General features: G+C 52.4%; 19 protein-coding genes. 2 read left to right on the forward strand and 17 right to left on the reverse strand.

Translation table 11 applies throughout. From position 1 onward, the window contains the following. Positions 1–10: 10 nt before the first annotated feature. The 3 genes from queE to HVZ37_RS17740 form a co-directional block, all read right to left on the reverse strand. The gene (queE, locus tag HVZ37_RS17730) at positions 11–682 is read right to left on the reverse strand and encodes a 7-carboxy-7-deazaguanine synthase QueE (RefSeq protein WP_042999521.1); all 672 of its coding nucleotides are present in this window, start codon (positions 680–682) and stop codon (positions 11–13) included. Positions 683–753: 71 nt separating this feature from the next. Then, positions 754–1443 (reverse strand): N-acetylmannosamine-6-phosphate 2-epimerase, encoded by a 690-nt coding sequence (locus tag HVZ37_RS17735; protein ID WP_042999520.1) that lies wholly within the window; start codon positions 1441–1443, stop codon positions 754–756. After that, positions 1440–2999, reverse strand: a complete 1560-nt coding sequence (locus HVZ37_RS17740; RefSeq protein WP_181627821.1) for a maltose/glucose-specific PTS transporter subunit IIC — start codon at positions 2997–2999, stop codon at positions 1440–1442. Before HVZ37_RS17740 ends, HVZ37_RS17735 begins: the two co-directional genes overlap by 4 nt. 165 nt (positions 3000–3164) lie before the next feature. On the opposite strand from HVZ37_RS17740, the gene HVZ37_RS17745 reads away from it, so the two are divergent. After that, positions 3165–3989 carry a MurR/RpiR family transcriptional regulator gene (locus HVZ37_RS17745; protein WP_044254266.1) on the forward strand — a complete coding sequence of 275 codons (825 nt, stop codon included), beginning with the start codon at positions 3165–3167 and terminating at the stop codon, positions 3987–3989. A 254-nt stretch (positions 3990–4243) separates the two neighbouring features. Here HVZ37_RS17745 and HVZ37_RS17750 read toward each other — a convergent pair whose 3' ends face one another. The 9 genes from HVZ37_RS17750 to rlmD form a co-directional block, all read right to left on the reverse strand. Further along, on the reverse strand, positions 4244–4522 hold the full coding sequence (locus tag HVZ37_RS17750; protein ID WP_235507528.1) for a hypothetical protein: 279 nt from the start codon (positions 4520–4522) through the stop codon (positions 4244–4246). Between the two features lie 116 nt (positions 4523–4638). Further along, on the reverse strand, positions 4639–4986 hold the full coding sequence (locus HVZ37_RS17755; RefSeq protein WP_054176858.1) for a hypothetical protein: 348 nt from the start codon (positions 4984–4986) through the stop codon (positions 4639–4641). A 4-nt stretch (positions 4987–4990) separates the two neighbouring features. After that, the gene (locus HVZ37_RS17760; protein ID WP_181627822.1) at positions 4991–5776 is read right to left on the reverse strand and encodes a DUF4225 domain-containing protein; all 786 of its coding nucleotides are present in this window, start codon (positions 5774–5776) and stop codon (positions 4991–4993) included. A gap of 12 nt (positions 5777–5788) precedes the next feature. After that, positions 5789–6103, reverse strand: coding sequence for a hypothetical protein (locus HVZ37_RS17765; protein ID WP_181627823.1), 315 nt, complete (start codon positions 6101–6103; stop codon positions 5789–5791). Positions 6104–6303: 200 nt separating this feature from the next. Further along, positions 6304–7599: a phosphopyruvate hydratase gene (gene eno / locus HVZ37_RS17770; RefSeq protein ID WP_042999518.1), complete on the reverse strand. Its 1296-nt coding sequence runs from the start codon at positions 7597–7599 to the stop codon at positions 6304–6306. Between the two features lie 89 nt (positions 7600–7688). Next, on the reverse strand, positions 7689–9326 hold the full coding sequence (gene pyrG, locus HVZ37_RS17775; protein WP_042999517.1) for a CTP synthase (glutamine hydrolyzing): 1638 nt from the start codon (positions 9324–9326) through the stop codon (positions 7689–7691). Positions 9327–9676: 350 nt separating this feature from the next. Further along, entirely contained in the window at positions 9677–10468 is a 792-nt protein-coding gene (gene mazG / locus HVZ37_RS17780; RefSeq protein ID WP_044264270.1) for a nucleoside triphosphate pyrophosphohydrolase, read from the reverse strand. Between the two features lie 60 nt (positions 10469–10528). Further along, a complete protein-coding gene (gene relA / locus HVZ37_RS17785) occupies positions 10529–12763 on the reverse strand; it encodes a GTP diphosphokinase (protein WP_042999515.1) in 2235 nt (744 codons plus the stop codon). Positions 12764–12814: 51 nt separating this feature from the next. Beyond that, positions 12815–14113: a 23S rRNA (uracil(1939)-C(5))-methyltransferase RlmD gene (gene rlmD, locus HVZ37_RS17790; protein WP_181627824.1), complete on the reverse strand. Its 1299-nt coding sequence runs from the start codon at positions 14111–14113 to the stop codon at positions 12815–12817. Between the two features lie 57 nt (positions 14114–14170). Between rlmD and barA the strand changes: the two genes are divergently transcribed. Continuing rightward, on the forward strand, positions 14171–16927 hold the full coding sequence (barA, locus tag HVZ37_RS17795; protein ID WP_042999513.1) for a two-component sensor histidine kinase BarA: 2757 nt from the start codon (positions 14171–14173) through the stop codon (positions 16925–16927). Between the two features lie 33 nt (positions 16928–16960). On the opposite strand, the gene HVZ37_RS17800 is transcribed toward barA, so the two are convergent. The 5 genes from HVZ37_RS17800 to HVZ37_RS17820 all read right to left on the reverse strand — a co-directional run bounded on the left by HVZ37_RS17800 (position 16961) and on the right by HVZ37_RS17820 (position 23179). Beyond that, positions 16961–18103: a glycerate kinase gene (locus HVZ37_RS17800; RefSeq protein ID WP_181627825.1), complete on the reverse strand. Its 1143-nt coding sequence runs from the start codon at positions 18101–18103 to the stop codon at positions 16961–16963. Between the two features lie 88 nt (positions 18104–18191). Next, complete coding sequence (gene gudD, locus HVZ37_RS17805) at positions 18192–19532, reverse strand: glucarate dehydratase (RefSeq protein ID WP_044254254.1); 1341 nt, start codon at positions 19530–19532, stop codon at positions 18192–18194. Positions 19533–19551: 19 nt separating this feature from the next. Further along, a complete protein-coding gene (locus HVZ37_RS17810; RefSeq protein WP_181627826.1) occupies positions 19552–20892 on the reverse strand; it encodes an enolase C-terminal domain-like protein in 1341 nt (446 codons plus the stop codon). Then, positions 20889–22247, reverse strand: coding sequence for a galactarate/glucarate/glycerate transporter GudP (gudP, locus tag HVZ37_RS17815; protein ID WP_042999509.1), 1359 nt, complete (start codon positions 22245–22247; stop codon positions 20889–20891). The genes HVZ37_RS17810 and gudP overlap by 4 nt, the downstream gene beginning before the upstream one ends. 482 nt (positions 22248–22729) lie before the next feature. Then, the gene (locus HVZ37_RS17820) at positions 22730–23179 is read right to left on the reverse strand and encodes a flavodoxin (RefSeq protein WP_042999508.1); all 450 of its coding nucleotides are present in this window, start codon (positions 23177–23179) and stop codon (positions 22730–22732) included. Positions 23180–23184: the final 5 nt, after the last annotated feature.

Raw genomic sequence — 23184 nt, forward strand, 5'->3', positions numbered from 1 at the left:
CGGCTTTTTATCAGGCAATATTCAGATACTTGTGCGTCTGCATCGACAGGCGCCAGTTGCGCGCGATACAGGTATCAATGCACAGGCGTGTGGCATCCTCTTTCTGGCTGATAGGTTGCAGCGCAATCACCCGCGGTTTGTCGTCGCTCAGCGTGGCGAGCAGTTCGTCCAGCGCTTCAATGTCACGCACGCGCCCGACCGGATGTTTAATCTCATTCGCGCGTTCCAGCGCCTGAGACAGAACGTCATAACCACCGCGCATGTTCACCTTCGGAGACACGGTCACCCAAGTATTTGGCGTGCAGCGCACTTCGTGTGTACCGCTGGTTTCTATCTGGCAGCTAAAACCGTTCTTTTCCAGCAAATCTGTGAGGGGCATCAGGTCATGAATACACGGTTCACCGCCGGTGATCACCACATGACGCGCGGTGTAGCCTTGTCGGCCAATCACCGCCAGCAGATCTTCACTGCTTGCCGCGCCCCATTTATCACTCTCTTTGGTTTTCGCCAGGATGCTGTACAGGGAGACTTCCCGATCCTCAAGCTTATCCCAGGTGTGTTTGGTATCGCACCAGGCACAGCCAACCGGGCATCCCTGTAAACGAATAAAAATGGCGGGGACGCCGGTAAAGTAACCCTCACCTTGCAGGGTCTGGAACATCTCGTTAATCGGGTACTGCATAGCGCTCTCAATATGGGGATAAACGATAATTATCGCAGATCCCCACCAAAGTATCATGCCCCATCGGTGCTTTACGAGGCGATCGCCGCGATAAAGCGTGCCGTTATCTGCTGCGGACGAGTGATTGCCCCGCCAACCACCACGGTGTGAGCGCCTAATGCCAGGCAGCGTGCGGCGCGTTCCGGGGTATCGACGTTCCCTTCCGCCACGACCGGAACGCTGACCGCAGCCAACACTTCACGTAAGAATCCGCAGTCATTTTCCACCAGCACATGCCCGGCGGTTTCTGCGGTATAGCCGTAAAGCGTGGTGCCCACACAGTCAAAACCCAGACGCTCGGCTGTCACCGCCTCGTCTACGGTGGCTATATCCGCCATCAGTAGTACGGACGGGTAGCGAGCACGGATCTGCGTGACCAACTCTTCCAGCGTCTGCCCACCGGGGCGCGGCCGCGCAGTGGCATCCAGAGCAATAATTTCCGGCTCAACGGTCATCAGCTCATCCACTTCCTGGAGAGTGGCCGTGATAAACACCTCACTGCCAGGGTAATCGCGTTTGATTATCCCAATCACCGGCAGGGAGACGCACTCTTTGATAGCACGAATGTCCACCACGCTGTTCGCACGGATACCTGCCGCACCGCCTTGTGCTGCCGCCAGCGCCATACGAGACATAATAAACGGACTGTGTAGAGGCTCATTTTCCAGCGCCTGACAGGAGACGATTAATTTACCTTTCAGGGGATCCAGTACAGTTTTCATGACGATAACATCTCTTCGACTTCGTTTTTAATGATGGTGACATGCGGGCCATAAATCACCTGAACACCGTTGCCACGAATAATCACGCCACGGGCTCCGGTCGCTTTCAGCGCCGCTTCATCTACTTTGCTGCTCTCTTTCACCGTCACGCGTAAGCGCGTGGCGCAACAGTCCACCTCTTCCAAATTCTCTTTGCCTCCCAGCCCAGCGATGACTGCCACTGCGCGTTCACTTTGAGACAAGCCGGATTCAACCGGGGTTGCGTTCTCACGTCCTGGCGTCAGCCAGCCAAAGCGGGTGATCAAATAGCGGAAAGTGAAGTAGTAGAGGAAGAACCACGGTATTCCCACCATGGGGACATACATCCAGTTGGTTTTAGCTTCTCCCTGTAACACGCCGAAGAGGAGGAAATCGATAAGTCCACCTGAAAAGGTTTGCCCAATCGTGATATGTAAAATATGGGCGATCATAAACGCCAGACCATCGAAGAAGGCGTGAATGACATATAGAATGGGCGCGACAAACAGGAAGGAGAACTCAATAGGTTCAGTGATTCCCGTCAGGAAAGAGGTCAGGGCGGCCGACAGAAGCAGTCCGGCGACAACCTTTCTGTTCTCCGGCTTTGCGGTGTGGTACATCGCCAGACATGCGCCAAGCAGACCAAACATCATGGTGATAAAGCGACCGGACATAAAGCGCGCGGTACCCGCATAGAACTGCTGCGTATTCGGATCGGCAAGTTGGGCAAAGAAAATCCGCTGCGTACCTTCCACCAACTGGCCGTTGACGATTTCGCTGCCGCCCAGCGCCGTCGTCCAGAACGGCAAATAAAAGATATGGTGTAAACCCAGTGGGCCAAGCATACGCAGGATGAAGCCGTACAATAGCGTCCCCAGATAGCCCGTCGCATCCACCAGACCGCCCAGTCCAAAAATGAGTTTCTGGAAATGCGGCCACACCACCGTCATAACCGCACCCACTACAATCGCAGCAAGAGAGCTGATAATCGGTACAAAACGCGAACCGCTAAAAAAACCGAGGAACTGAGGTAGTGAGACTTTATTGAAACGGCTATGCAACGCGCAGGTGACAAGACCCATCACCACCCCACCAAACACGCCCGTTTCCAGCGTCTGAATACCAAGCGTCATCCCCTGGCCAACAGCACCGGGGTTCTCTTGCGCCAGCGTTCCGTTAAGCGTTAATAAGGCGTTGATGGTGGCGTTCATCACCAGAAAAGCCAGCAATGCCGCAAGCCCGGCAGTGCCTTTATCTGTTTTCGCCAACCCCACGGCGACACCGACCGCAAAGAGTACCGACAGATTGGCAAACACAATGGAACCTGCGCTGGTCATGATCGTGAAGATGGCCTGCAGCCAGTCGACATCTAAAAACGGATAAGCCGTCAATGTGTTTGGATTGGACAACGCGCCACCAATCCCTAACAACAGCCCTGCTGCGGGCAATACCGCAATCGGCAGCATGAAGGATTTGCCAAACCGCTGCGCTTTTTCAAACCATCCCCCGGATGAGGCGCCGCTAAACATATGCATCATTTTTTCATCTCCTCGATTATTGATGAAAATTTTTACCATATTAATTTTTATAAATGAAAATTATCATCAAAATCCAGGAAGCCGATCATACTTTTTTAAAATGTCTGGCATCTCTCCCCTGCTTTCCGCCACACTATCAACAGATAAACGCATTAAGGATTTTGCATGTCTGAAAATGAAAACCTGCTGCTGAGATTGCGGCAGAGTGTTGATGGATACAGCCGAACACAACAGAAGCTAGGCGAGTTTGTACTCAGCGATCCGGCAAAAGTGGTCTACCTGACGATTACCGAACTGGCGCGTGAAAGCGGCACCAGCGAGGCTAGCGTCACACGTCTGTGTCGAACGCTAGGGTGTAAGGGCTATAACGAATTCAAAATGGCGCTGGCACTCGATCTCCGACAAGGACAGTCTGTCGAGCACAGCGGCGATGAGATTGACAATGTGGTCAATGAATCCGTCCAGGCGCTGCAGGACACAGCAAAATTACTCGACAGGACCTTACTGGAAGCCGCCGCGCTTGCACTGCATCAGGCTCAGTCAGTGCAGATTTATGGTGTAGCAGCCAGTGCCATTCTGGGGGAGTATTTACATTACAAACTCCTGCGTCTGGGTAAACCCGCACAATTGTTCAGCGATATGCACCGTGCTGCCATGAACGCCACAACGCTTAGTAAAAACACGCTCGTAGTGGCAATTTCCAGTTCAGGCTCCACACGCGATCTGCTGCATGTTGTAAAGCTAGCGCGTAAACAAGGTGTGCGCGTAGTGGCGCTGAGTAATACGCCGCGCAGCCCGTTAGCATCGCTTAGTGATATTCAACTGGTCGCAGCCAAACCAGAAGGTCCGTTGAGTGCCGGCGCGCTAAACGCCAAGGTGGGTGTGATGCTGTTGATAGAACTGCTCACCACATCGCTAATCGCACTGGATGAAAAGTACAGCGATGTAAGCCAGAAAACAGCCAGCGCGACCCTGCCGCTACTGCTTTAAAGACATAAAAAACCCGCCGAAGCGGTTTTTTACGTTAAGAATTAAAGAACAGGCTTACAAATAATCATGGTGGGGACGCCGGTAAAATCCCCTCTTCTTGCAGAGGCTGGAACATCTCCTGAATGTATCCTGTTGGCGTTCTCAGTATGAAGATAAGCAATAATTTTCACAGATTCCGGAAACGGTCATGCACTGCGCTTGTGTAAGGTAAGATTTACCTGTTTGCCGCAAAACATATATCGAGCTTAATTCCTCTACCGCTTACCCATTAGCTTAATCTGTAACTTGATGCTCCAAACCAGATTGATAAAGAAAGGGTTAAAAAAGACTGACATCAAGGCTAAGAGGAGGCAGCAAAGTATAAACACTATAAATAGCTCAACCCCTCCCATTGTTGCAGGAAAAAGCATGGAGAAAAATAACGCGCCACCCCATGCATAGTACTTCCAGGCATGGAGAAAAAAAGCGCGGCTTACGCTGATGTTTTTCTTTCTCGCTAACTTAAGCAAGAAACGAATGTTTTTTTCTTTCATCCCAGCATTCACGAGTATTGTCTTTATGTCGTTATTCATAACAACCATCAATTAAAATAATTAGAACATACAAAAATACTATCCAGTGTCTCATTAAAGTAACACCAGACAATCATTTAAAGCCCTCGTAATTTGATATAAACTTTCCAAATCTTAAAGTAATTTTTATGAAGCCGACAGGTTAACTCGATAACAAAAAATAACAACCCAAATATTAAAAAAAACGCCCATAACTCATTGAAATCTTTTTGTGCAATTGAAAAGATAAAAAATGACATAACAAAAAGCAAGATAATATCAACTTTAATGACACTTGCATCAGTTAATAAATAAGCCTTTTGTAAGCTTATCTTATTTTCATTAGCAACGCGGATAAGTTTCTGTGTTTTATACTCACTTAAACCCGCAAGTCTAATACTCTCAGTTAAAGCCTTATCATTTTGATCATATATTTTGAAGAACATGGCTTTATTCCCTCAAATCTGACCAGTTAGTGCTTTCTCCACCAAGAAGTTGATAAATAGTGAATCCACTAGCTGCATCACCGGTTAACTCATTAGCCCCCCCAACAGCTCCAAGGGTTGTCCAGTTCCGAATATAGTCTTCCTGTATATAGCGGAATAATTTCCACGAATCTGTCCTCAGCGTCAGCGTTGAAACCGAGCCTAAAGAAAGAACAAGATCTCCCGTTGAAAAAGCAATATCACCAACCTTATCATCCCCACCCAATAGCTTTGCTGCCTGACGGTAGGCATACCGCAAAGGCATTTTCTTAGGGTCATCATGATATAATAAATAATAACCATTTTCCCAAACATTCTCGCTTCCCTGCATCATTAAAGGAATCCCATAACTTTTACAGGCAGCACCAAGGCTTGCTTTACATAAACCAAAACCACCGATTGTTTGCATTGCCCCACTAACAAATCCGATTTGTTTTAATGCTATAGTAAGAGTAGAATGCCTTTCTCTTTCACGCTCAGCTATTACATATAATTTAACACTCCCCATTCTCAAGTTCATATGATACTTAATTAAAGAATTATGATATTCACGTAGTCTATCCATTGTTCTACCGAAATCCAATTTCCCGTATCGATATTCATCAAGGCAACCTGATGTAAATCTACGTTCCTCTATCATATATTTTGTACGTATAGCTGAATCATGAATATATTGAAAGCCGATATCATAGACAAGCCGGTCAATCCTTTCTTTTTCACGTTTCAAATTCATTAATCCATAACTACTCAAAATAACCTCCTGTTATTTACCGAGCAACTTATATTGAATCTTAATACTCCAAAGTAAATTTATGACAAACGGTGTATAGAAGAGTGAAATGAAAGTTACAGCGATACAAAAGAGAACGTTTACTATAAAGAACTCTATTCCCTCAGAAAGTGATGCGAAAATTACTGACAATAGTAAGGCTATACTCCAGGCGTAATATGTCCAGGCATAAAGAAAAAATGCCCGACTTAAGCTGATATTTTTTACTTTCGCCTGTTTCATCAGGATAGTAGCATCTTTCCTTTTCATGCCCGCTTTCGCCAGCATCTCTTCCAATTCATTATCCATTCAATATTTCCATCATTTGTTGATGATAAATATAAAAAATATATACAAGCAATAATCACACCTTTAAATTACTCTTCGTAAAATAATAGCAAAGTGACAAAGATCAAATCGTTTATTAAAATATTCAATCAAGAATAAATTACAGACATAAAAAAACCCGCCGAAGCGGGTTTCTTAGAGTGTAAAGCGACAGTAATAAATTACTGACCTTTGATCTCTTTACGACCGTTGTACGGTGCTTTTTCACCCAGCGCTTCTTCGATACGAATCAGCTGGTTGTATTTAGCAACGCGGTCAGAACGGCTCATAGAACCCGTTTTGATCTGGCCTGCAGCAGTACCCACAGCCAGGTCAGCGATGGTAGCATCTTCAGTTTCACCGGAACGGTGAGAGATCACAGCTGTGTAGCCAGCGTCTTTCGCCATCTTGATTGCAGCCAGCGTTTCGGTCAGAGAACCGATCTGGTTGAATTTGATCAGGATGGAGTTAACGATGCCTTTTTCGATACCTTCTTTCAGGATCTTGGTGTTGGTTACGAACAGGTCGTCACCAACCAGCTGGATTTTGTCGCCCAGTACTTTGGTCTGGTATGCAAAACCATCCCAGTCAGACTCGTCCAGACCGTCTTCGATAGAAACGATCGGATACTGTTTGGTCAGGTCTTCCAGGAAGTGAGTGAATTCTTCAGAGGTGAACGCTTTGTTGCCTTCGCCAGCCAGAACGTATTTACCGTCTTTGTAGAATTCAGATGCTGCGCAGTCCATCGCCAGAGTGATGTCTTTGCCCAGCTCGTAGCCAGCAGCTTTAACCGCTTCAGCAATGACAGCCAGCGCTTCAGCGTTGGAGCCCAGGTTCGGCGCATAGCCACCTTCGTCACCCACAGCAGTGTTCATGCCTTTCGCTTTCAGCACTTTAGCCAGGTTGTGGAACACTTCAGAACCCATACGTACGGCTTCTTTCAGGGTTTTCGCGCCAACTGGCTGAATCATGAATTCCTGGATGTCGACGTTGTTGTCAGCGTGCTCACCACCGTTGATGATGTTCATCATCGGAACCGGCATGGAGTATTTGCCCGGAGTACCATTCAGCTCAGCGATGTGCTCGTACAGCGGCATGCCTTTAGCAGCAGCAGCAGCTTTGGCGTTAGCCAGAGACACAGCCAGGATGGCGTTCGCGCCGAAGTTGGATTTGTTTTCAGTACCGTCCAGATCGATCATGATCTTGTCGATGCCAGCCTGATCTTTGGCATCTTTGCCAAGGATAGCCTGAGCGATCGGGCCGTTAACCGCGCCAACAGCTTTCAGTACGCCTTTACCCATGAAGCGGGCTTTGTCGCCATCGCGCAGTTCCAGCGCTTCGCGGGAGCCTGTAGAAGCACCTGACGGAGCTGCTGCCATACCGACGAAACCACCTTCCAGGTGTACTTCGGCTTCAACAGTCGGGTTACCACGGGAGTCGATGATTTCACGACCGATGACTTTAACGATTTTGGACATTAGGTTTTCCTCAGTACAAGTTAAACTAAAACTCCAGACAAACAACGCGTACCTTTGGTACGCGTTGCCGTTCTAACTTTTTTTACTTCTTACTTCGCCTGACGCTTCTGATGCTCGCTGGCGGCTTTCACAAAGCCAGCAAACAGCGGATGTCCATCACGTGGCGTGGAAGTAAATTCCGGATGGAACTGACAGGCCACGAACCACGGATGATTCGGTACCTCAATGATCTCGACCAACTGATCATCACCGGAACGGCCTGCAACACGCAGACCCGCAGCTTCAATCTGTTTCAACAGCATATTGTTGACTTCGTAACGATGGCGATGACGCTCAACAATAGTCGGCGTGCCGTACAACTGACGGACCAGACTATCGTCGCCAAGCTGACACTGCTGCGCGCCAAGACGCATGGTGCCACCCAGATCGCTCTTCTCGGTACGGACTTCAACGTTACCGTCTTCGTCACGCCATTCGGTAATCAGCGCCACAACCGGGTACTTACAGTCTGGCACAAATTCCGTCGAGTTGGCGTTGTCCATACCGGCGACATTACGCGCAAACTCAATCAACGCAACCTGCATACCCAGGCAAATGCCCAGATAAGGAATATTGTTCTCACGCGCATAGCGTGCAGTCGCGATCTTGCCTTCTACACCACGGTAGCCGAAGCCGCCAGGGATCAGGATAGCGTCCAAATCTTTCAGGATTTCGACACCGCGCGTTTCAACATCCTGCGAATCAATCAGCTTGATGTTGACGGTCACGCGATTTTTCAGACCGCCGTGTTTCAGCGCTTCAATCACGGATTTATAGGCATCCGGCAGTTCAATGTACTTGCCGACCATCCCAATCGTGACTTCGCCTGCCGGGTTCGCTTCTTCGTAAATTACCTGTTCCCATTCGGCCAGGTTAGCTTCCGGACACTCTAAGCTGAATCGTTTACAAATATAATCGTCCAGGCCCTGTGATTTCAACATGCCTGGAATTTTATAGATGGAATCGACATCTTTCAGAGAAATCACCGCTTTTTCCGGAACGTTACAGAACAATGCAATTTTCGCACGTTCGTTAGCCGGGACAGCGCGGTCAGAGCGGCAAATCAGGATATCTGGCTGGATACCGATAGAGAGCAGCTCTTTTACAGAGTGCTGCGTCGGTTTTGTTTTCACTTCACCTGCCGCTGCCATGTACGGAACCAGCGTCAGATGCATAAACAGTGTGTGTTCACGGCCAATTTCAACGGCCATCTGGCGAATCGCTTCAAGGAACGGCAGAGATTCGATATCACCAACGGTACCGCCGATTTCGACCAGCACAACGTCATGGCCTTCGCCGCCTTCCAGCACGCGTTCTTTAATGGCATTGGTGATGTGCGGGATAACCTGTACGGTCGCGCCCAGATAGTCGCCACGGCGCTCTTTGCGCAGAACGTCAGAGTAAATACGACCCGTGGTGAAGTTGTTGCGGCGGCTCATTTTGGTGCGAATGAAACGCTCGTAGTGACCCAGGTCCAGGTCGGTTTCAGCGCCGTCTTCAGTAACGAACACTTCCCCGTGTTGGATTGGGCTCATGGTGCCAGGATCGACGTTGATATACGGATCCAGTTTCATGATGGTCACGTTGAGGCCACGGGCTTCAAGAATGGCTGCGAGGGAGGCTGCGGCAATGCCTTTACCCAGAGAGGATACGACCCCGCCGGTCACAAAAATATAGTTCGTTGTCATGCTGAACCTGAGAAGTTAGGGTGAAACGATGGAATAACCAGGACGGGAAAGTAGTATACCCGAACATGACGTACGCCACAAACTTTCATTATCCCCTCTCCTTCGTTCTTCAAGCCGCACCGGTGTTGGCTTCCTTCACTCACCCCAGTCACATAGCATTTCTATGTTTCTGGGGATTCTTTCAGTCGCCGCCGTGTTGCGACTCGAATAACTCGAAGAAGCAGTATACACGGTGTCTCATCAACATAACGGGAAGAGAAAATAGCCTCTTTGAAGTAAATGTTTTTGACGCAAATCAAGCGCTTGTTATTTAAAAAATCACACAAAACGCCCTTGACCGCGCAATTCCCTTAGAGATCAATTTCCTGCCGTTTTACCTGTTGCCAGACTTCTTCCATCGTTTCCAGGTCAACACCGGTCATTTCCAGGCCGCGCGCCGCCACAATCCGTTCGACCTCACGAAAACGCCGCTCGAACTTTTCGTTGGCTTTTTGCAGAGCGGTCTCCGCTTTGGTGCCTAAATGACGGGCCATATTGACGGTGGCAAACAGCAAATCGCCCATTTCCTCTTCCAGTTTAGCCTGGTCGACAACGACCTGCCGGGCCTCGTGCATGACCTCGTCGATCTCTTCATACACCTTATCGACCACTGGTCCCAGCGTCGTCCAGTCAAAACCGACATTCGAACAGCGCTTCTGGATTTTCTGCGCCCGCATTAGCGCTGGTAAACTGCGCGGAATATCATCGAGGGCAGAATGCTGCGCTTTTTGCGCTCGTTCGCCGGTTTTGATTTGTTCCCAGCGGGCCAGCACTTCAGTGCTGTTGTTGACCTGGGCATCCGCAAAAACATGCGGGTGGCGACGCTCGAGTTTGTCACTGATGGCGGCACAAATATCATTGAAATCAAAGCGCCCTTCTTCCTGGGCTATTTGTGCGTAAAACACGACCTGAAACAGTAGATCGCCCAGCTCACCGCGCAGATCGTCAAAATCCTCACGGGAAATCGCGTCGAGCACTTCGTAGGTTTCTTCAAGGGTGTAAGGGGCGAGCGTGACGAAAGTCTGTTCGTTATCCCACGGACAGCCGGTTTTCGGGTCGCGCAGGCGTTGCATGATGCCAAGCAGGCGGTCAATTTGGGTCATTGGAACATCCTGAAAACACAGGCCCGATAAGCGAGGCGCCACCGGGCCTGGAAAGAAAAATTAATTGCCGTGCAAACGACGCGCGTCAATCACATCAGGTACCTGATTCAGCTTGCTGAGCACGCGTCCCAGCACCTGCAGGTTGTAGATTTCAATTGTCATATCGATAGTAGCAAGCTGTTGTTTGGTATCGCTACGACTGGCAACGCCGAGCACATTGACCTTCTCGTTCGCCAGAATCGTCGTGATATCACGCAATAAACCGCTGCGATCGTTGGCCTGTACGCGCACTACCAGCGAGTATCCCGCCGAATAGCTTTCACCCCACACGGCGTCCACAAGGCGTTCCGGCGCATGCGCACGCAGTTCGACCAGTTGCTCACAGTCCGCCCGATGGACGGAAATCCCGCGGCCCTGGGTAATAAACCCAACAATCTCATCGCCTGGAATCGGCTGGCAGCAACGGGCAATGTGATGCATCAAATTACCTACGCCTTCCACAACAACACGCCCATCGTCTTTACGCCGGTTCTGCGGCGCATGCGTTTTCTGCTGAAGCTGTTTCAGCGCGGCGGCGTCTTCTTCGGCGGCGCTCGGTTTGTTGAACTGCGATTGCAGGAAGTTCACCATCTGGTTCAGACGGATATCGCCCCCGCCAATCGCCGCCAGCAGTTCCTCCAGCTCGTTGAAGTTGTAGCGCGGCAGCAGATGCTTTTCCGCTTCTTTCAGGCTGATCCCTAAATGCGACAGCTCGTCATCCAGAATCTGCCGTCCGGCAAGGATGTTCTTATCGCGGTCCTGTTTACGGAACCAGGCGTGGATTTTCGAGCGCCCACGGCTGGTCGTCACATAGCCCAGATTCGGATTCAGCCAGTCGCGGCTCGGGTTCGGCTGTTTCTGGGTGATGATTTCGATCTGATCGCCCATCTGCAACTGATAGGTAAACGGCACGATGCGCCCACCGATTTTCGCCCCAATACAACGGTGCCCCACATCACTATGAATGTGATACGCAAAGTCGAGCGGCGTAGAGCCCGCGGGCAGATCCACAACATCGCCTTTCGGTGTAAAGACGTAGACCCGATCGTCAAACACCTGACTGCGCACTTCGTCGAGCATTTCGCCAGAGTCCGCCATCTCTTCCTGCCAGGCGATCAGCTTACGCAGCCAGGCAATGCGGTCCTCATGGCCGGAACGCGCCCCGCCTGCGGCTGCGCCTTCTTTATACTTCCAGTGCGCGGCGACGCCCAGCTCAGCGTCCTCGTGCATTTGTTTAGTACGAATCTGGATCTCTACCGTTTTGCCGCCGGGCCCCAACACCACGGTGTGAATCGACTGATAGCCATTCGGTTTCGGGTTGGCGACATAGTCGTCAAACTCATCCGGCAGATGGCGATAGTGCGTGTGGACAATGCCCAGCGCGGCGTAGCAGTCCTGCAAGCGCTCGGCGACGATACGCACGGCGCGCACGTCAAACAGCTCATCAAATGCCAGATGCTTTTTCTGCATTTTTCGCCAGATGCTGTAGATGTGTTTCGGGCGTCCATACACTTCCGCCTTTACGCCTTCCGTTTTCATCTCTGAGCGCAAATGACTCACGAACTCTTCAATGTAGTGCTCACGATCGATACGCCGTTCATGCAGCAGTTTGGCAATGCGTTTGTACTCGGCAGGATGCAGATAGCGGAAGCAATAATCTTCCAGCTCCCATTTCAGCTGACCGATACCTAATCGGTTCGCCAGCGGCGCATAGATGTTAGTGCACTCTTTTGCCGCCAACACGCGCTCATCTTCCGGTGCGTCTTTCACCTCGCGCAGATGGGCGATTCGTTCAGCAAGTTTGATGACCACGCAGCGGAAATCGTCGACCATCGCCAGCAGCATGCGCCGCACGTTGTCGACCTGCTCGGAGGAGACGGAATCGGTATGGGTCGCTTTCAACTGGCGAATGGCCGCCATGTCACGCACGCCATGAATCAGATTGACGATAGACTTACCTACGCTTTCCTGCAGGGTATCTTCGCTAACGACATTGGCATCTGCCAGAGGGAACAGCAGCGCTGCCCGCAGCGTGTCGATATCCATACTTAGTGTCGAGAGGATTTCCACCATCTCCACGCCACGCCACAGCAGCAGTTCCGCATCCGGATGCCCCTGTGTCTGTTGCAGGCAATACGCCCAGGTTTCGGCTAAGCGTTCACATGACTGCTGGCTGGTGATCCCAAGACTTTCGATCCACTTTTTCGGGTCAAATTCCCCAGCTTTGTTTAGATGCGCACTTCTTACCGCAACCATTGTCCTCTCCTTAAGGGACGTGACCTGTCGAAGTCGACAAGTCGTGATTCATTATGAATGCTCAAACAATACCATCGATTCCAGGTGTCCCGTGTGGGGGAACATGTCAAGCATCGCCAGCCGTTGTATTTGATATCCTGCGCGTAATAACGCCTCACTATCCCGCGCCAGCGTGGCAGGATTACAGGATACATAAACAACGCGGCCAGGCTGCAATTTTATAATATGTTGCATCACGCCCGCAGCCCCTGCGCGCGCAGGGTCGAGCAAGATTTTATCAAAACCGTTTTTGGCCCACGGCTGTCGGGTAACATCCTCTTCAAGATTTTCATGAAAGAATGTCACATTGTGTAATCCATTTTGTTGTGCATTTTCGCGCCCTTTTTCCACCAGCGCAGGCACGCCTTCCACCCCGACAACGCTTGCCGCCCGGGTTGCCAACGGGAGTGTGAAATTGCCCATCCCGCAGAAGAGATCCAGCACGCGATCGCCAGGCTGTACGTCCAGCCATTCCAGCGCGCTGGCCACCATTTTCTGGTTCACCCCTGCATTGACCTGAATAAAATCACGCGGACTGAAGTTTAAGCGTAGCCCGTTTGATTCATACCAGGGCGTCTGACCAGAAACCGTTTCCAGTATCTCGCTTTGCGGTGCCAGATACAGAGACAGTCCCTTTGAATGCGAAAAGCGTTCCAGTTTTTCGTTATCCGCGCGACTTAACGGCGCGGTATGGCGCAGAATCATCAGCGTACCGCTGCCTGCCTGCACCAGTTCAACATGTCCCAGATGACGAATTCCCTGCAGGCTGCCAAGGCATGCCCTGAGATCGGGCAGCAATGCTTCAAGTTGGGGCACCAGAATGGGGCACTGTCTGACATCAACGATGTCACTGGACGCTGACTTGCGAAACCCCATCTGGAACTGCTGGGTCTTGGGTTGGAAGTTGAGACTTAAACGTGCGCGACGGCGATAGCCCCACGGCGCATCGGCGATCACCTCGGTGACATCGTTATTCATCAGGCGTGACAGCGCGGCGCTTTTACTGCGCTGCTGCAGTTCGATACTCGCGTGCTGTTGCTGACAGCCGCCGCAAATGCCAAAGTGCGGACAGCGCGGCGTGACGCGATCCGGGCTATCATTCAAACGGCGCTTAACCTGAGCTTTCGCGTACTGTTTTTTATCTTCAGTGATCGCCACGTCCGCACTTTCCTGCGGCAACAATCCGGGGATAAACAACGTTTTTCCGTTGTGTCGCGCAACGCCCTGACCAAAAGAATCGAGGTCATTGACGGTAACGGTTATGATCTGGCGCGTCGTCACGCGCCGTTTTGCAGAGTAGAATTGCGCCATCGACGAGAATATTCTCAATTTAACAGTGTGACCCTAATTGTCCCATAACGGAACTCCATGACCAACTACAGCCTGCGCGCTCGCATGATGATTCTGATCCTGGCCCCGACCGTGCTTATCGGTTTACTGCTCAGTATCTTTTTCGTTGTGCATCGCTACCACGACTTGCAGCGTCAACTGGAAGATGCCGGTGCCAGTATCATCGAGCCTCTCGCGGTCTCTACCGAATACGGTATGAACCTGCAAAACCGCGAATCCATCGGCCAGCTCATTAGCGTTTTGCATCGCCGCCACTCAGAGATTGTGCGGGCGATTTCGGTCTACGACGAGAACAATCACCTCTTCGTCACCTCGAATTTCAATCTCAATCCGTCGGAAATGCAACTGCCTCCGGGCTCACCGTTTCCCCGCCGACTGAGCGTTGAGGGTCAGGGCGATATTTTAATCCTGCGCACGCCGATCATTTCAGAAAGCTATTCGCTTGACGAATCCCCGGCCACTGATGCGAAAAACGCGGGTAATATGTTGGGATATGTGGCGCTTGAACTCGATCTCAAGTCGGTCCGCTTACAACAGTATAAAGAAATCTTCATTTCTTCCGTCATGATGCTGTTTTGTATCGGCATTGCGCTGATCTTTGGCTGGCGTCTGATGCGCGATGTGACAGGGCCGATTCGCAACATGGTCAATACGGTTGACCGCATCCGCCGGGGGCAACTCGACAGCCGCGTGGAGGGCTTTATGCTCGGCGAGCTGGATGTGTTGAAAAACGGCATTAACTCAATGGCCATGTCGCTCGCGGCCTATCACGAAGAGATGCAGCACAATATCGATCAGGCGACCTCCGATTTGCGTGAAACGCTCGAGCAGATGGAGATCCAGAACGTCGAGCTGGATCTCGCGAAAAAGCGTGCGCAGGAAGCCGCGCGCATCAAGTCTGAATTTTTGGCCAACATGTCCCATGAGCTGCGCACCCCGCTGAACGGCGTGATCGGCTTTACGCGCCTGACGCTGAAAACCGAGCTGAATACCACCCAGCGCGACCACCTGAATACCATCGAGCGTTCGGCAAATAACCTGCTGGCAATCATCAACGACGTTCTCGATTTCTCTAAGCTGGAAGCGGGTAAACTTATTCTCGAAAGCATTCCCTTTGCCCTGCGCAATACGCTCGATGAAGTGGTGACGCTGCTGGCGCATTCGTCGCACGACAAAGGGCTGGAGCTGACGCTCAATATTAAGAATGACGTACCGGATAACGTGATTGGCGACCCGCTGCGTTTACAGCAGGTCATCACTAATCTGGTCGGTAACGCGATTAAATTCACCGAGAGCGGCAACATCGACATTCTGGTGGAAAAGCGTTCGCTGAGTAACACCAAAGTGCAGATCGAAGTGCAGATCCGCGATACCGGCATCGGTATCCCCGAGCGCGACCAGTCACGCCTGTTCCAGGCTTTCCGTCAGGCCGATGCCAGTATTTCCCGTCGCCACGGCGGTACCGGACTGGGGCTGGTGATCACGCAGAAGCTGGTTAACGAGATGGGCGGCGATATCTCCTTCCACAGCCAGCCGAATCGCGGCTCAACCTTCTGGTTCCACATCAATCTCGATCTGAATCCGAATGTGATTAAGGATGGCCCGGCGACCACCTGCCTGGTGGGTAAACGTATTGCCTACATCGAGCCAAATGCCGCCGCCGCGCAGTGTACGCTGGATATTCTTAGCGAAACGCCGCTGGAGGTGATTTATAGCCCAACGTTTTCCGCACTGGCCGTTGAGCACTACGACTTTATGCTGCTTGGCGTTGCCGTCACCTTCAAAGAGCCGCTGACAATGCAGCACGAGCGGCTGATTCAGGCAACCAAAATGACCGAATTCCTGATGCTGGCGCTGCCGTGCCACGCTCAGGTGAACGCCGAGAAACTCAAACAGGACGGTGTGGCAAGTTGTCTGCTAAAACCCCTGACCTCCACGCGTCTGCTGCCCGCGCTGGTGGATTTGTGTCGTCAGAATCACCCCGAAAGCGCGCTGGTCTCAGACGAAAGCAAAATTGCCATGACGGTTATGGCGGTTGATGATAATCCAGCCAACCTGAAGCTGATTGGCGCACTACTGGACGATCTGGTTCAACATGTTGAGCTGTGTGATAGCGGCCAACAGGCGGTCGATCGCGCGAAGCAGATGCAGTTTGATCTGATCCTGATGGATATTCAGATGCCGGACATGGATGGCATTCGGGCTTGCGAACTGATCCACCAGCTTCCTCATCAACAGCAAACCCCGGTGATCGCCGTCACCGCGCACGCGATGGCAGGCCAGAAAGAGAAATTGCTGAGTGCCGGAATGAATGACTATCTGGCAAAACCGATCGAAGAAGAGAAGCTGTTTAATCTGCTGCAACGCTACAAACCAGGCGCAAGTGTTCCGACACGCCGGCTTAGCGCTGAACCGATCGAACCGGTTTTCAACCCAAATGCCACGCTGGACTGGCAACTGGCGCTACGCCAGGCCGCCGGAAAACCCGATCTGGCACGCGATATGCTGCAAATGCTGATCGATTTTCTGCCGGAAGTGCGTAATAAAATCGAAGAGCAGTTGGTAGGGGAAAATCCACAAGGATTAATCGATTTGATTCATAAGCTGCATGGCAGTTGCGGTTATAGCGGCGTACCGCGCATGAAGAATTTGTGTCAGTTGCTGGAAAGCCAGTTACGCGAAGGGACGCCAGAAGAAGATCTGGAACCCGAGTTTCTGGAACTGCTGGACGAGATGGATAACGTGGCGCGTGAAGCGCGAAAATGGCTGTTGTAGGCCAGACAGGCAGCGCGCCATCCGGCCTGTCGATCAGCGTAGCGTCTGTCCCATTTTGAGCGTCGCCGCGACGTTGCGCGCGGTCATGCGCACGTTCTCTGCGGCGTTCTTCAACGCATCGTCCAGCGTACAGATGGTATAAATCACGCTAAAGACGGCATCCAGCCCATGTTCATGGACGATGCCGACATCGGCCGTCAGGCTACCGGCAATACCGATCACCGGTTTGTGGTGGCGCTTTGCCACCTTCGCCACCCCTACCGGAACTTTACCGTGGATCGTCTGGCTATCCATGCGCCCTTCGCCGGTCACCACCAGATCGGCATCCGCAACGCATGCATCCAGTTGTAGCGCATCGGTGACTATCTCAATTCCGCGTCGCAGGTGCGCACCGCAAAACGCATACAGCGCCGCGCCCATACCGCCTGCCGCACCGCCGCCAGCCAGTTCAAGGACATCCACCTCCAGATCGCGGGTGATAATCTGCGCATAATGCGCCAGTGCCGTATCCAGACGATCGATCGTCTCTACCGTCGCCCCTTTCTGTGGGCCAAACACCGCTGACGCCCCCTCTTTACCAGTCAGCGGGTTAGTCACATCACACGCGACTTCAATACGGCATGCGGCAAGACGCGGATCCAACTGGCTGATATCGATCCGTGTAAGCGCATCGAGCACTGCTCCGCCCTTACCAATTTCATTCTGCCGGGCATCGAGCAATTTTGCCCCCAACGCCTGCACCATGCCCGCACCGCCGTCGTTGGTCGCACTGCCGCCGAGCCCGATAATAATATGATCTACGCCAGCATCCAGCGCATGACGAATCAACTCCCCGGTTCCCCAGGAGGTTGTCTTTAATGGATCGCGTAACGCGACAGGCACCTGCTCCAGGCCGCTGGCTGCCGCCATCTCAATGAAAGCCGTGCGTTCGTCGCCGGATAAGCCGAAAAACGCGGTGACGGTTTTCCCCAGCGGACCCGTGACGTCGACATCAACAATGCGTCCCGCCGTCGCCGCCACCATGGCTTCAACTGTTCCTTCACCGCCATCAGCAACCGGAAGTTTTACATAATCCGCATCGGGCCAGATTTCACGAAAACCTTGCTCAATGGCGTTCGCCACCTCGAGAGCACTCAAACTTTCCTTATACGAGTCCGGTGCGATCACTATTTTCATAAGCCGTCCTTACGCATGTTGACTCAGCTAAGCATACACCCGGTTTACCAATAAAAAATAACCGGTCCTTTTGGGACCGGTCGACATCTTAACGAACCATGCATGGACGTTTGTTATCGAACGTCCAGTTCGGGATCAGATACTGCATCCCCATCGCGTCATCACGCGCGCCCAGACCATGCTTCTGATACAGCTCGTGAGCTTTCATTACCTGGTCCATATCCAGTTCAACGCCCAGACCCGGTTTCGCCGGTACCTGCACCATACCGCCTTTAATTTCAAACGGCGCTTTGGTCAGACGCTGGTTGCCTTCCTGCCAGATCCAGTGAGTGTCGATCGCCGTGATCTTGCCCGGCGCCGCCGCAGCCACATGGGTAAACATCGCCAACGAAATGTCAAAGTGGTTATTGGAGTGTGAACCCCAGGTCAGACCGAACTCATGGCACATCTGCGCGACGCGCACAGAACCCTGCATCGTCCAGAAGTGCGGGTCAGCCAGCGGGATATCCACCGACTGTAATGACAGCGTATGGCCCATCTGACGCCAGTCGGTGGCGATCATATTGGTCGCGGTCGGCAGACCGGTGGCGCGACGGAACTCCGCCATCACCTCACGACCCGAGAAGCCCTGCTCAGCACCACACGGATCTTCCGCGTAGGCCAGCGAACCTTTCAGGTATTTACCGATTTTGATCGCTTCATTCAGTGACCAGGCACCGTTAGGATCCAGTGTGACGCGCGCCTGTGGGAAGCGTTTTGCCAGCGCCACAATCGACTCCGCCTCTTCTTCCCCAGCCAGCACGCCGCCTTTCAGTTTGAAGTCATTGAAACCGTATTTTTCATACGCCGCTTCTGCCAGACGGACGACCGCATCGGGTGTCATCGCTTCTTCATGACGCAGACGATACCAGTCGCATTGCTCATCCGGTTGGCTCTGATACGGCAGCGGTGTGGCTTTGCGGTTACCGACGAAGAACAGATAGCCGAGCATTTCTACTTCGCTACGCTGTTGACCGTCCCCCAGCAAAGACGCCACGTTTACGCCCAGATGTTGTCCCAGCAGATCCAGCAGCGCAGCTTCAATGCCGGTGACTACGTGGATGGTGGTACGCAGGTCAAACGTTTGCAGACCGCGGCCGCCTGAGTCACGATCGGCAAAAGTATTGCGCACCGCATTCAGCACGTTTTTGTACTCACCAAGCTGTTTACCCACCACCAGCGGGATCGCGTCTTCCAGCGTCTTACGGATTTTTTCGCCACCGGGGATTTCACCCACGCCAGTATGACCGGAATTATCTTTGATAATCACAATATTACGCGTGAAGAACGGGGCATGCGCTCCGCTCAGGTTCATCAGCATACTGTCGTGGCCCGCAACCGGAATAACCTGCATTGCCGTAACAACAGGAGTAGTAAATTGTGCGTTCATTGTTGAGTCCTTATACAAGTCAGTGACGGCCGAAAACGGGACGTTTACGGTCAAAAGTCCAGCCGGGGATCAGGTACTGCATCGGACCGGCGTCATTTCGCGCACCGCCTGGCAGTTTTTTGTAAGCGTCATGCGCCTTCTGCACCTGATCCCAGTCCAGTTCAACACCCAGTCCAGGCGCGTGAGGGACAGCAATTTTTCCGTTTTTAATCTCAAGAGGATTTTTCGTCAGGCGGCAATCGCCCTCCTGCCAGATCCAGTGCGTGTCGATGGCGGTCGGTTTACCCGGCGCTGCCGCGCCAACGTGGGTAAACATCGCCAGTGAAATATCGAAGTGGTTGTTAGAGTGGCAGCCCCAGGTCAGCCCCCAGTCGTCGCACAACTGTGCCACACGTACCGCACCGGAAAGCGTCCAGAAATGCGGATCGGCAAGCGGGATATCGACGGCATTCAGCATCACCGCATGGCCCATTTCGCGCCAGTTAGTGGCGATCATGTTCGTCGCCACCGGCAATCCCGTGGCGCGACGGAATTCGGCCATCACTTCGCGCCCGGAAAAGCCCTGCTCGGCGCCACACGGATCTTCTGCGTAAGTGAGCACATCGTTCAACCCTTTGCACAGCGTGATCGCCTCTTCAAGCAGCCAGGCACCGTTGGGATCAACGGTAATACGCGCATCCGGGAATCGCTTTTTCAGCGCGCGAGCGGTATCGATCTCTTGCTCACCTGGCAGCACGCCGCCTTTGAGTTTGAAATCTTTAAAACCGTAGCGATCCTGCGAGGCTTCCGCCAGACGCACCACGGCATCGCTGTTGAGTGCTTCCTGATGGCGCAGGTGATACCAGTCGTGGTTGCCCGGTGTGGTCTTCAGATAAGGCAGATCGGTTTTGGTTCTGTCGCCCACGTAGAAAAGATAACCGAGCACGGTCACTGCATCACGCTGCTTGCCTGGCCCTAACAGTTCGCAGACCGGCACGTTGAGCGCCTTGCCCAGCATATCAAGCAGCGCGGCTTCCAGCGCGGCCACCGCATTGACACGCAGTTCGAATGTCCAGGCACCTTTGCCAAAAGTATCAAAGTCAGCGGCCTGATTGCCTTTGTGGACCTGCTGGACCACTTTATTCAGTCGGGCCACTTCCTGACCGAGCACCATCGGAATGGCATCAACCAGCGTCTGGTAGATAACCTCTCCGCCCGGCGCTTCACCGACGCCGGTGTTCCCGGCGTTATCGGTTAGCACCACGATATTGCGGGTAAAATACGCGTTATGCGCACCGCCAATGTTGAGGAGCATACTGTCATGTCCGGCGACCGGAATGACCTTCATGTCCGTGATAACGGGGCTGGATTGTGTCGTCATGATAGTTGTCCTGCGACCGGTTTCAGTTCGATACGTTTAATATCCCCCACCAGCACCAGGTAGCTCAGTACCGCGATCAACGCATGCACGCCCACATAAATCAGCGCACCGTTGAAGGAGCCGGTCGTGCCAACGATGTAGCCAATGGCAATGGGTGTCACGATGCCAGAGATGTTGCCGAACATGTTGAACAGACCCCCGCTCAGGCCGCTGATCTCTTTCGGCGCTGTATCAGCCATCACCGCCCAGCCCAGGGCACCGATGCCCTTACCAAAGAACGCCAGCGCCATGAAACCGATGATCATCCACTCGACGTTGACGTAGTTACAGAACACCATCACCATCGACAACAACATCCCCATCACGATAGGCGTTTTACGCGCAATGTTCAGTGAGCCGGTCCGACGCATCAGCCAGTCGGAGATAATGCCGCCCAGCACCCCGCCGATAAATCCACACACCGCAGGAACCGAGGCCACAAAGCCCGCTTTCAGGATCGACATACCGCGAGCCTGTACCAGATAAACCGGGAACCAGGTGATAAAGAAGTAGGTCAGCGCGTTAATGCAGTACTGACCGATATACACACCGATCATCATGCGGGAACCCAGCAACTGCTTGACCTGTCCCCATTTCACGCTGAGCGGCACTTTGGCTTTGGTGTCTTTCTGATCCATGTTGATCAGCGCACCGCCTTCTGCTATGTATTCCAGCTCTTTCTTGTTCACGCCCGGATGCTGGTTTGGCTCGTGGATCACTTTCAGCCAGATAAAGCTGATGACAATCCCAAGGCCGCCCATAAAGAAGAACACATGCGACCAACCCACTTCGTGCGTCAGCCAGCCCATGATTGGGGCAAAAATAACGGTGGCAAAGTACTGCGCAGAGTTAAAGATTGCGACCGCCGTTCCCCTCTCCTGTGCCGGGAACCAGGCCGCGACGATGCGACTGTTGCCGGGGAAGGATGGCGCTTCCGCCAGACCGACGAGGAAGCGCAAGGTAAACAGCGCGACGATAATGCCGAATCCGCTGAAGATATCGACGAAGCCCTGTAACAGGGTAAACATGGACCAAATGAAGATGGACCAGAAGTAAACGCGTTTGGAACCAAAACGGTCCAGCAGCCAGCCGCCCGGGATCTGCCCGATAACGTAGGCCCATGAGAACGCAGAGAAAACGTAACCCATACCGACCGGATCCAGACCAATATCTTTGGCCATCTCCGAACCGGCAATGGATAAGGTGGCGCGGTCGCCATAGTTGAAGGAGGTGACGATAAACAACATCACCACTATCCAGTAGCGGGCATTGGTGCGTTTTTCCGCACCGCTCGCAGCCTGACTTAATGAACTCATTGTTGCACTCCTGAATTTTCGCGTTAGTCACGCTCACTCTGAACAGCACAACTGGTAGGGGATCAGAGGTGACGTTTCGTGTTTTTTATTGCAGCTTTTATTAGGTCGTTCACCTTGCTAACTGCATTTTTTATAACTGGCAGGAGAAGTATAAAAAGCACCCGGTTCTTGCTCACCGTGCAAGAACCCAACATTTAGGTGATGTATCACTTATGTTTATGGCAAAAGCCCAGGGTGATGGAAGCGACTTCACGGAATTGAAAACCTGTAACGGAAATCGCGTGGGACTTACGTGGAAAAGGCAGGAGTGTGAAACAGGTCGCTTGACCCTATGAAAACGCCCCTAAAAACCCTTCTATGTTGAGGGTATTTAGGGGCGTTTGCCCGAGGCTAACTCGATTCAGTATGGGTAGCATAGCATCAGGTTGTTCCCGTGCCTGGCACCATAAGAGAGCCCCTCCCGGTAGGGGGAGGGTTCACTCTCAGGATAAGAGTGTGCCCCAATGTTCAACCCAGGGATTGGATTCGCTTTCGGGCTCCGGGTGCTCACTGGCATCAATCAGCAACATTTCCCCCACGCGCTGCGCGCTTTGCTCCTGTAACAGGGCATCAAACTGTTTACCGCCATTACAGAAATTGACGTAGCTGCTGTCGCCTAACGCAATCACGCCGTAACGCAGATTTGGCTGGAAACCCAGTTGGTCTTTGATTCCCTGAAACAACGGCACAATGCTGTCAGGTAAATCGCCCTGCCCGGTCGTTGAGGTGACCACCAGCGCGATTTTATCCTGATATTTCTGCCAGTCCGTCAGTTCAGGATCTTCAAAAACAGTCGCATTGTGCCCCTGGGCCGTCAGGATCGCTTCGGCCTCTTCGGCCACCAGTAGCGCGTTACCGTACATTGTCCCGACAAAAATCCCGATTTCCGCCATGCTTA

The sequence above is a fragment of the Citrobacter sp. RHB35-C17 genome, assembly GCF_013816795.1.
Classification (GTDB): Bacteria; Pseudomonadota; Gammaproteobacteria; order Enterobacterales; family Enterobacteriaceae; genus Citrobacter_A; species Citrobacter_A amalonaticus.

Coding starts and splice junctions, on each gene's coding strand:
- queE (WP_042999521.1), bottom strand. CDS start 682: ATGCAGTACCCGATTAACGAGATGTTCCAGACCCTGCAAGGTGAGGGT.
- HVZ37_RS17735 (WP_042999520.1), bottom strand. CDS start 1,443: ATGAAAACTGTACTGGATCCCCTGAAAGGTAAATTAATCGTCTCCTGT.
- HVZ37_RS17740 (WP_181627821.1), bottom strand. CDS start 2,999: ATGATGCATATGTTTAGCGGCGCCTCATCCGGGGGATGGTTTGAAAAA.
- HVZ37_RS17745 (WP_044254266.1), top strand. CDS start 3,165: ATGTCTGAAAATGAAAACCTGCTGCTGAGATTGCGGCAGAGTGTTGAT.
- HVZ37_RS17750 (WP_235507528.1), bottom strand. CDS start 4,522: ATGAAAGAAAAAAACATTCGTTTCTTGCTTAAGTTAGCGAGAAAGAAA.
- HVZ37_RS17755 (WP_054176858.1), bottom strand. CDS start 4,986: ATGTTCTTCAAAATATATGATCAAAATGATAAGGCTTTAACTGAGAGT.
- HVZ37_RS17765 (WP_181627823.1), bottom strand. CDS start 6,103: ATGGATAATGAATTGGAAGAGATGCTGGCGAAAGCGGGCATGAAAAGG.
- eno (WP_042999518.1), bottom strand. CDS start 7,599: ATGTCCAAAATCGTTAAAGTCATCGGTCGTGAAATCATCGACTCCCGT.
- pyrG (WP_042999517.1), bottom strand. CDS start 9,326: ATGACAACGAACTATATTTTTGTGACCGGCGGGGTCGTATCCTCTCTG.
- mazG (WP_044264270.1), bottom strand. CDS start 10,468: ATGACCCAAATTGACCGCCTGCTTGGCATCATGCAACGCCTGCGCGAC.
- relA (WP_042999515.1), bottom strand. CDS start 12,763: ATGGTTGCGGTAAGAAGTGCGCATCTAAACAAAGCTGGGGAATTTGAC.
- rlmD (WP_181627824.1), bottom strand. CDS start 14,113: ATGGCGCAATTCTACTCTGCAAAACGGCGCGTGACGACGCGCCAGATC.
- barA (WP_042999513.1), top strand. CDS start 14,171: ATGACCAACTACAGCCTGCGCGCTCGCATGATGATTCTGATCCTGGCC.
- HVZ37_RS17800 (WP_181627825.1), bottom strand. CDS start 18,103: ATGAAAATAGTGATCGCACCGGACTCGTATAAGGAAAGTTTGAGTGCT.
- gudD (WP_044254254.1), bottom strand. CDS start 19,532: ATGAACGCACAATTTACTACTCCTGTTGTTACGGCAATGCAGGTTATT.
- HVZ37_RS17810 (WP_181627826.1), bottom strand. CDS start 20,892: ATGACGACACAATCCAGCCCCGTTATCACGGACATGAAGGTCATTCCG.
- gudP (WP_042999509.1), bottom strand. CDS start 22,247: ATGAGTTCATTAAGTCAGGCTGCGAGCGGTGCGGAAAAACGCACCAAT.
- HVZ37_RS17820 (WP_042999508.1), bottom strand. CDS start 23,179: ATGGCGGAAATCGGGATTTTTGTCGGGACAATGTACGGTAACGCGCTA.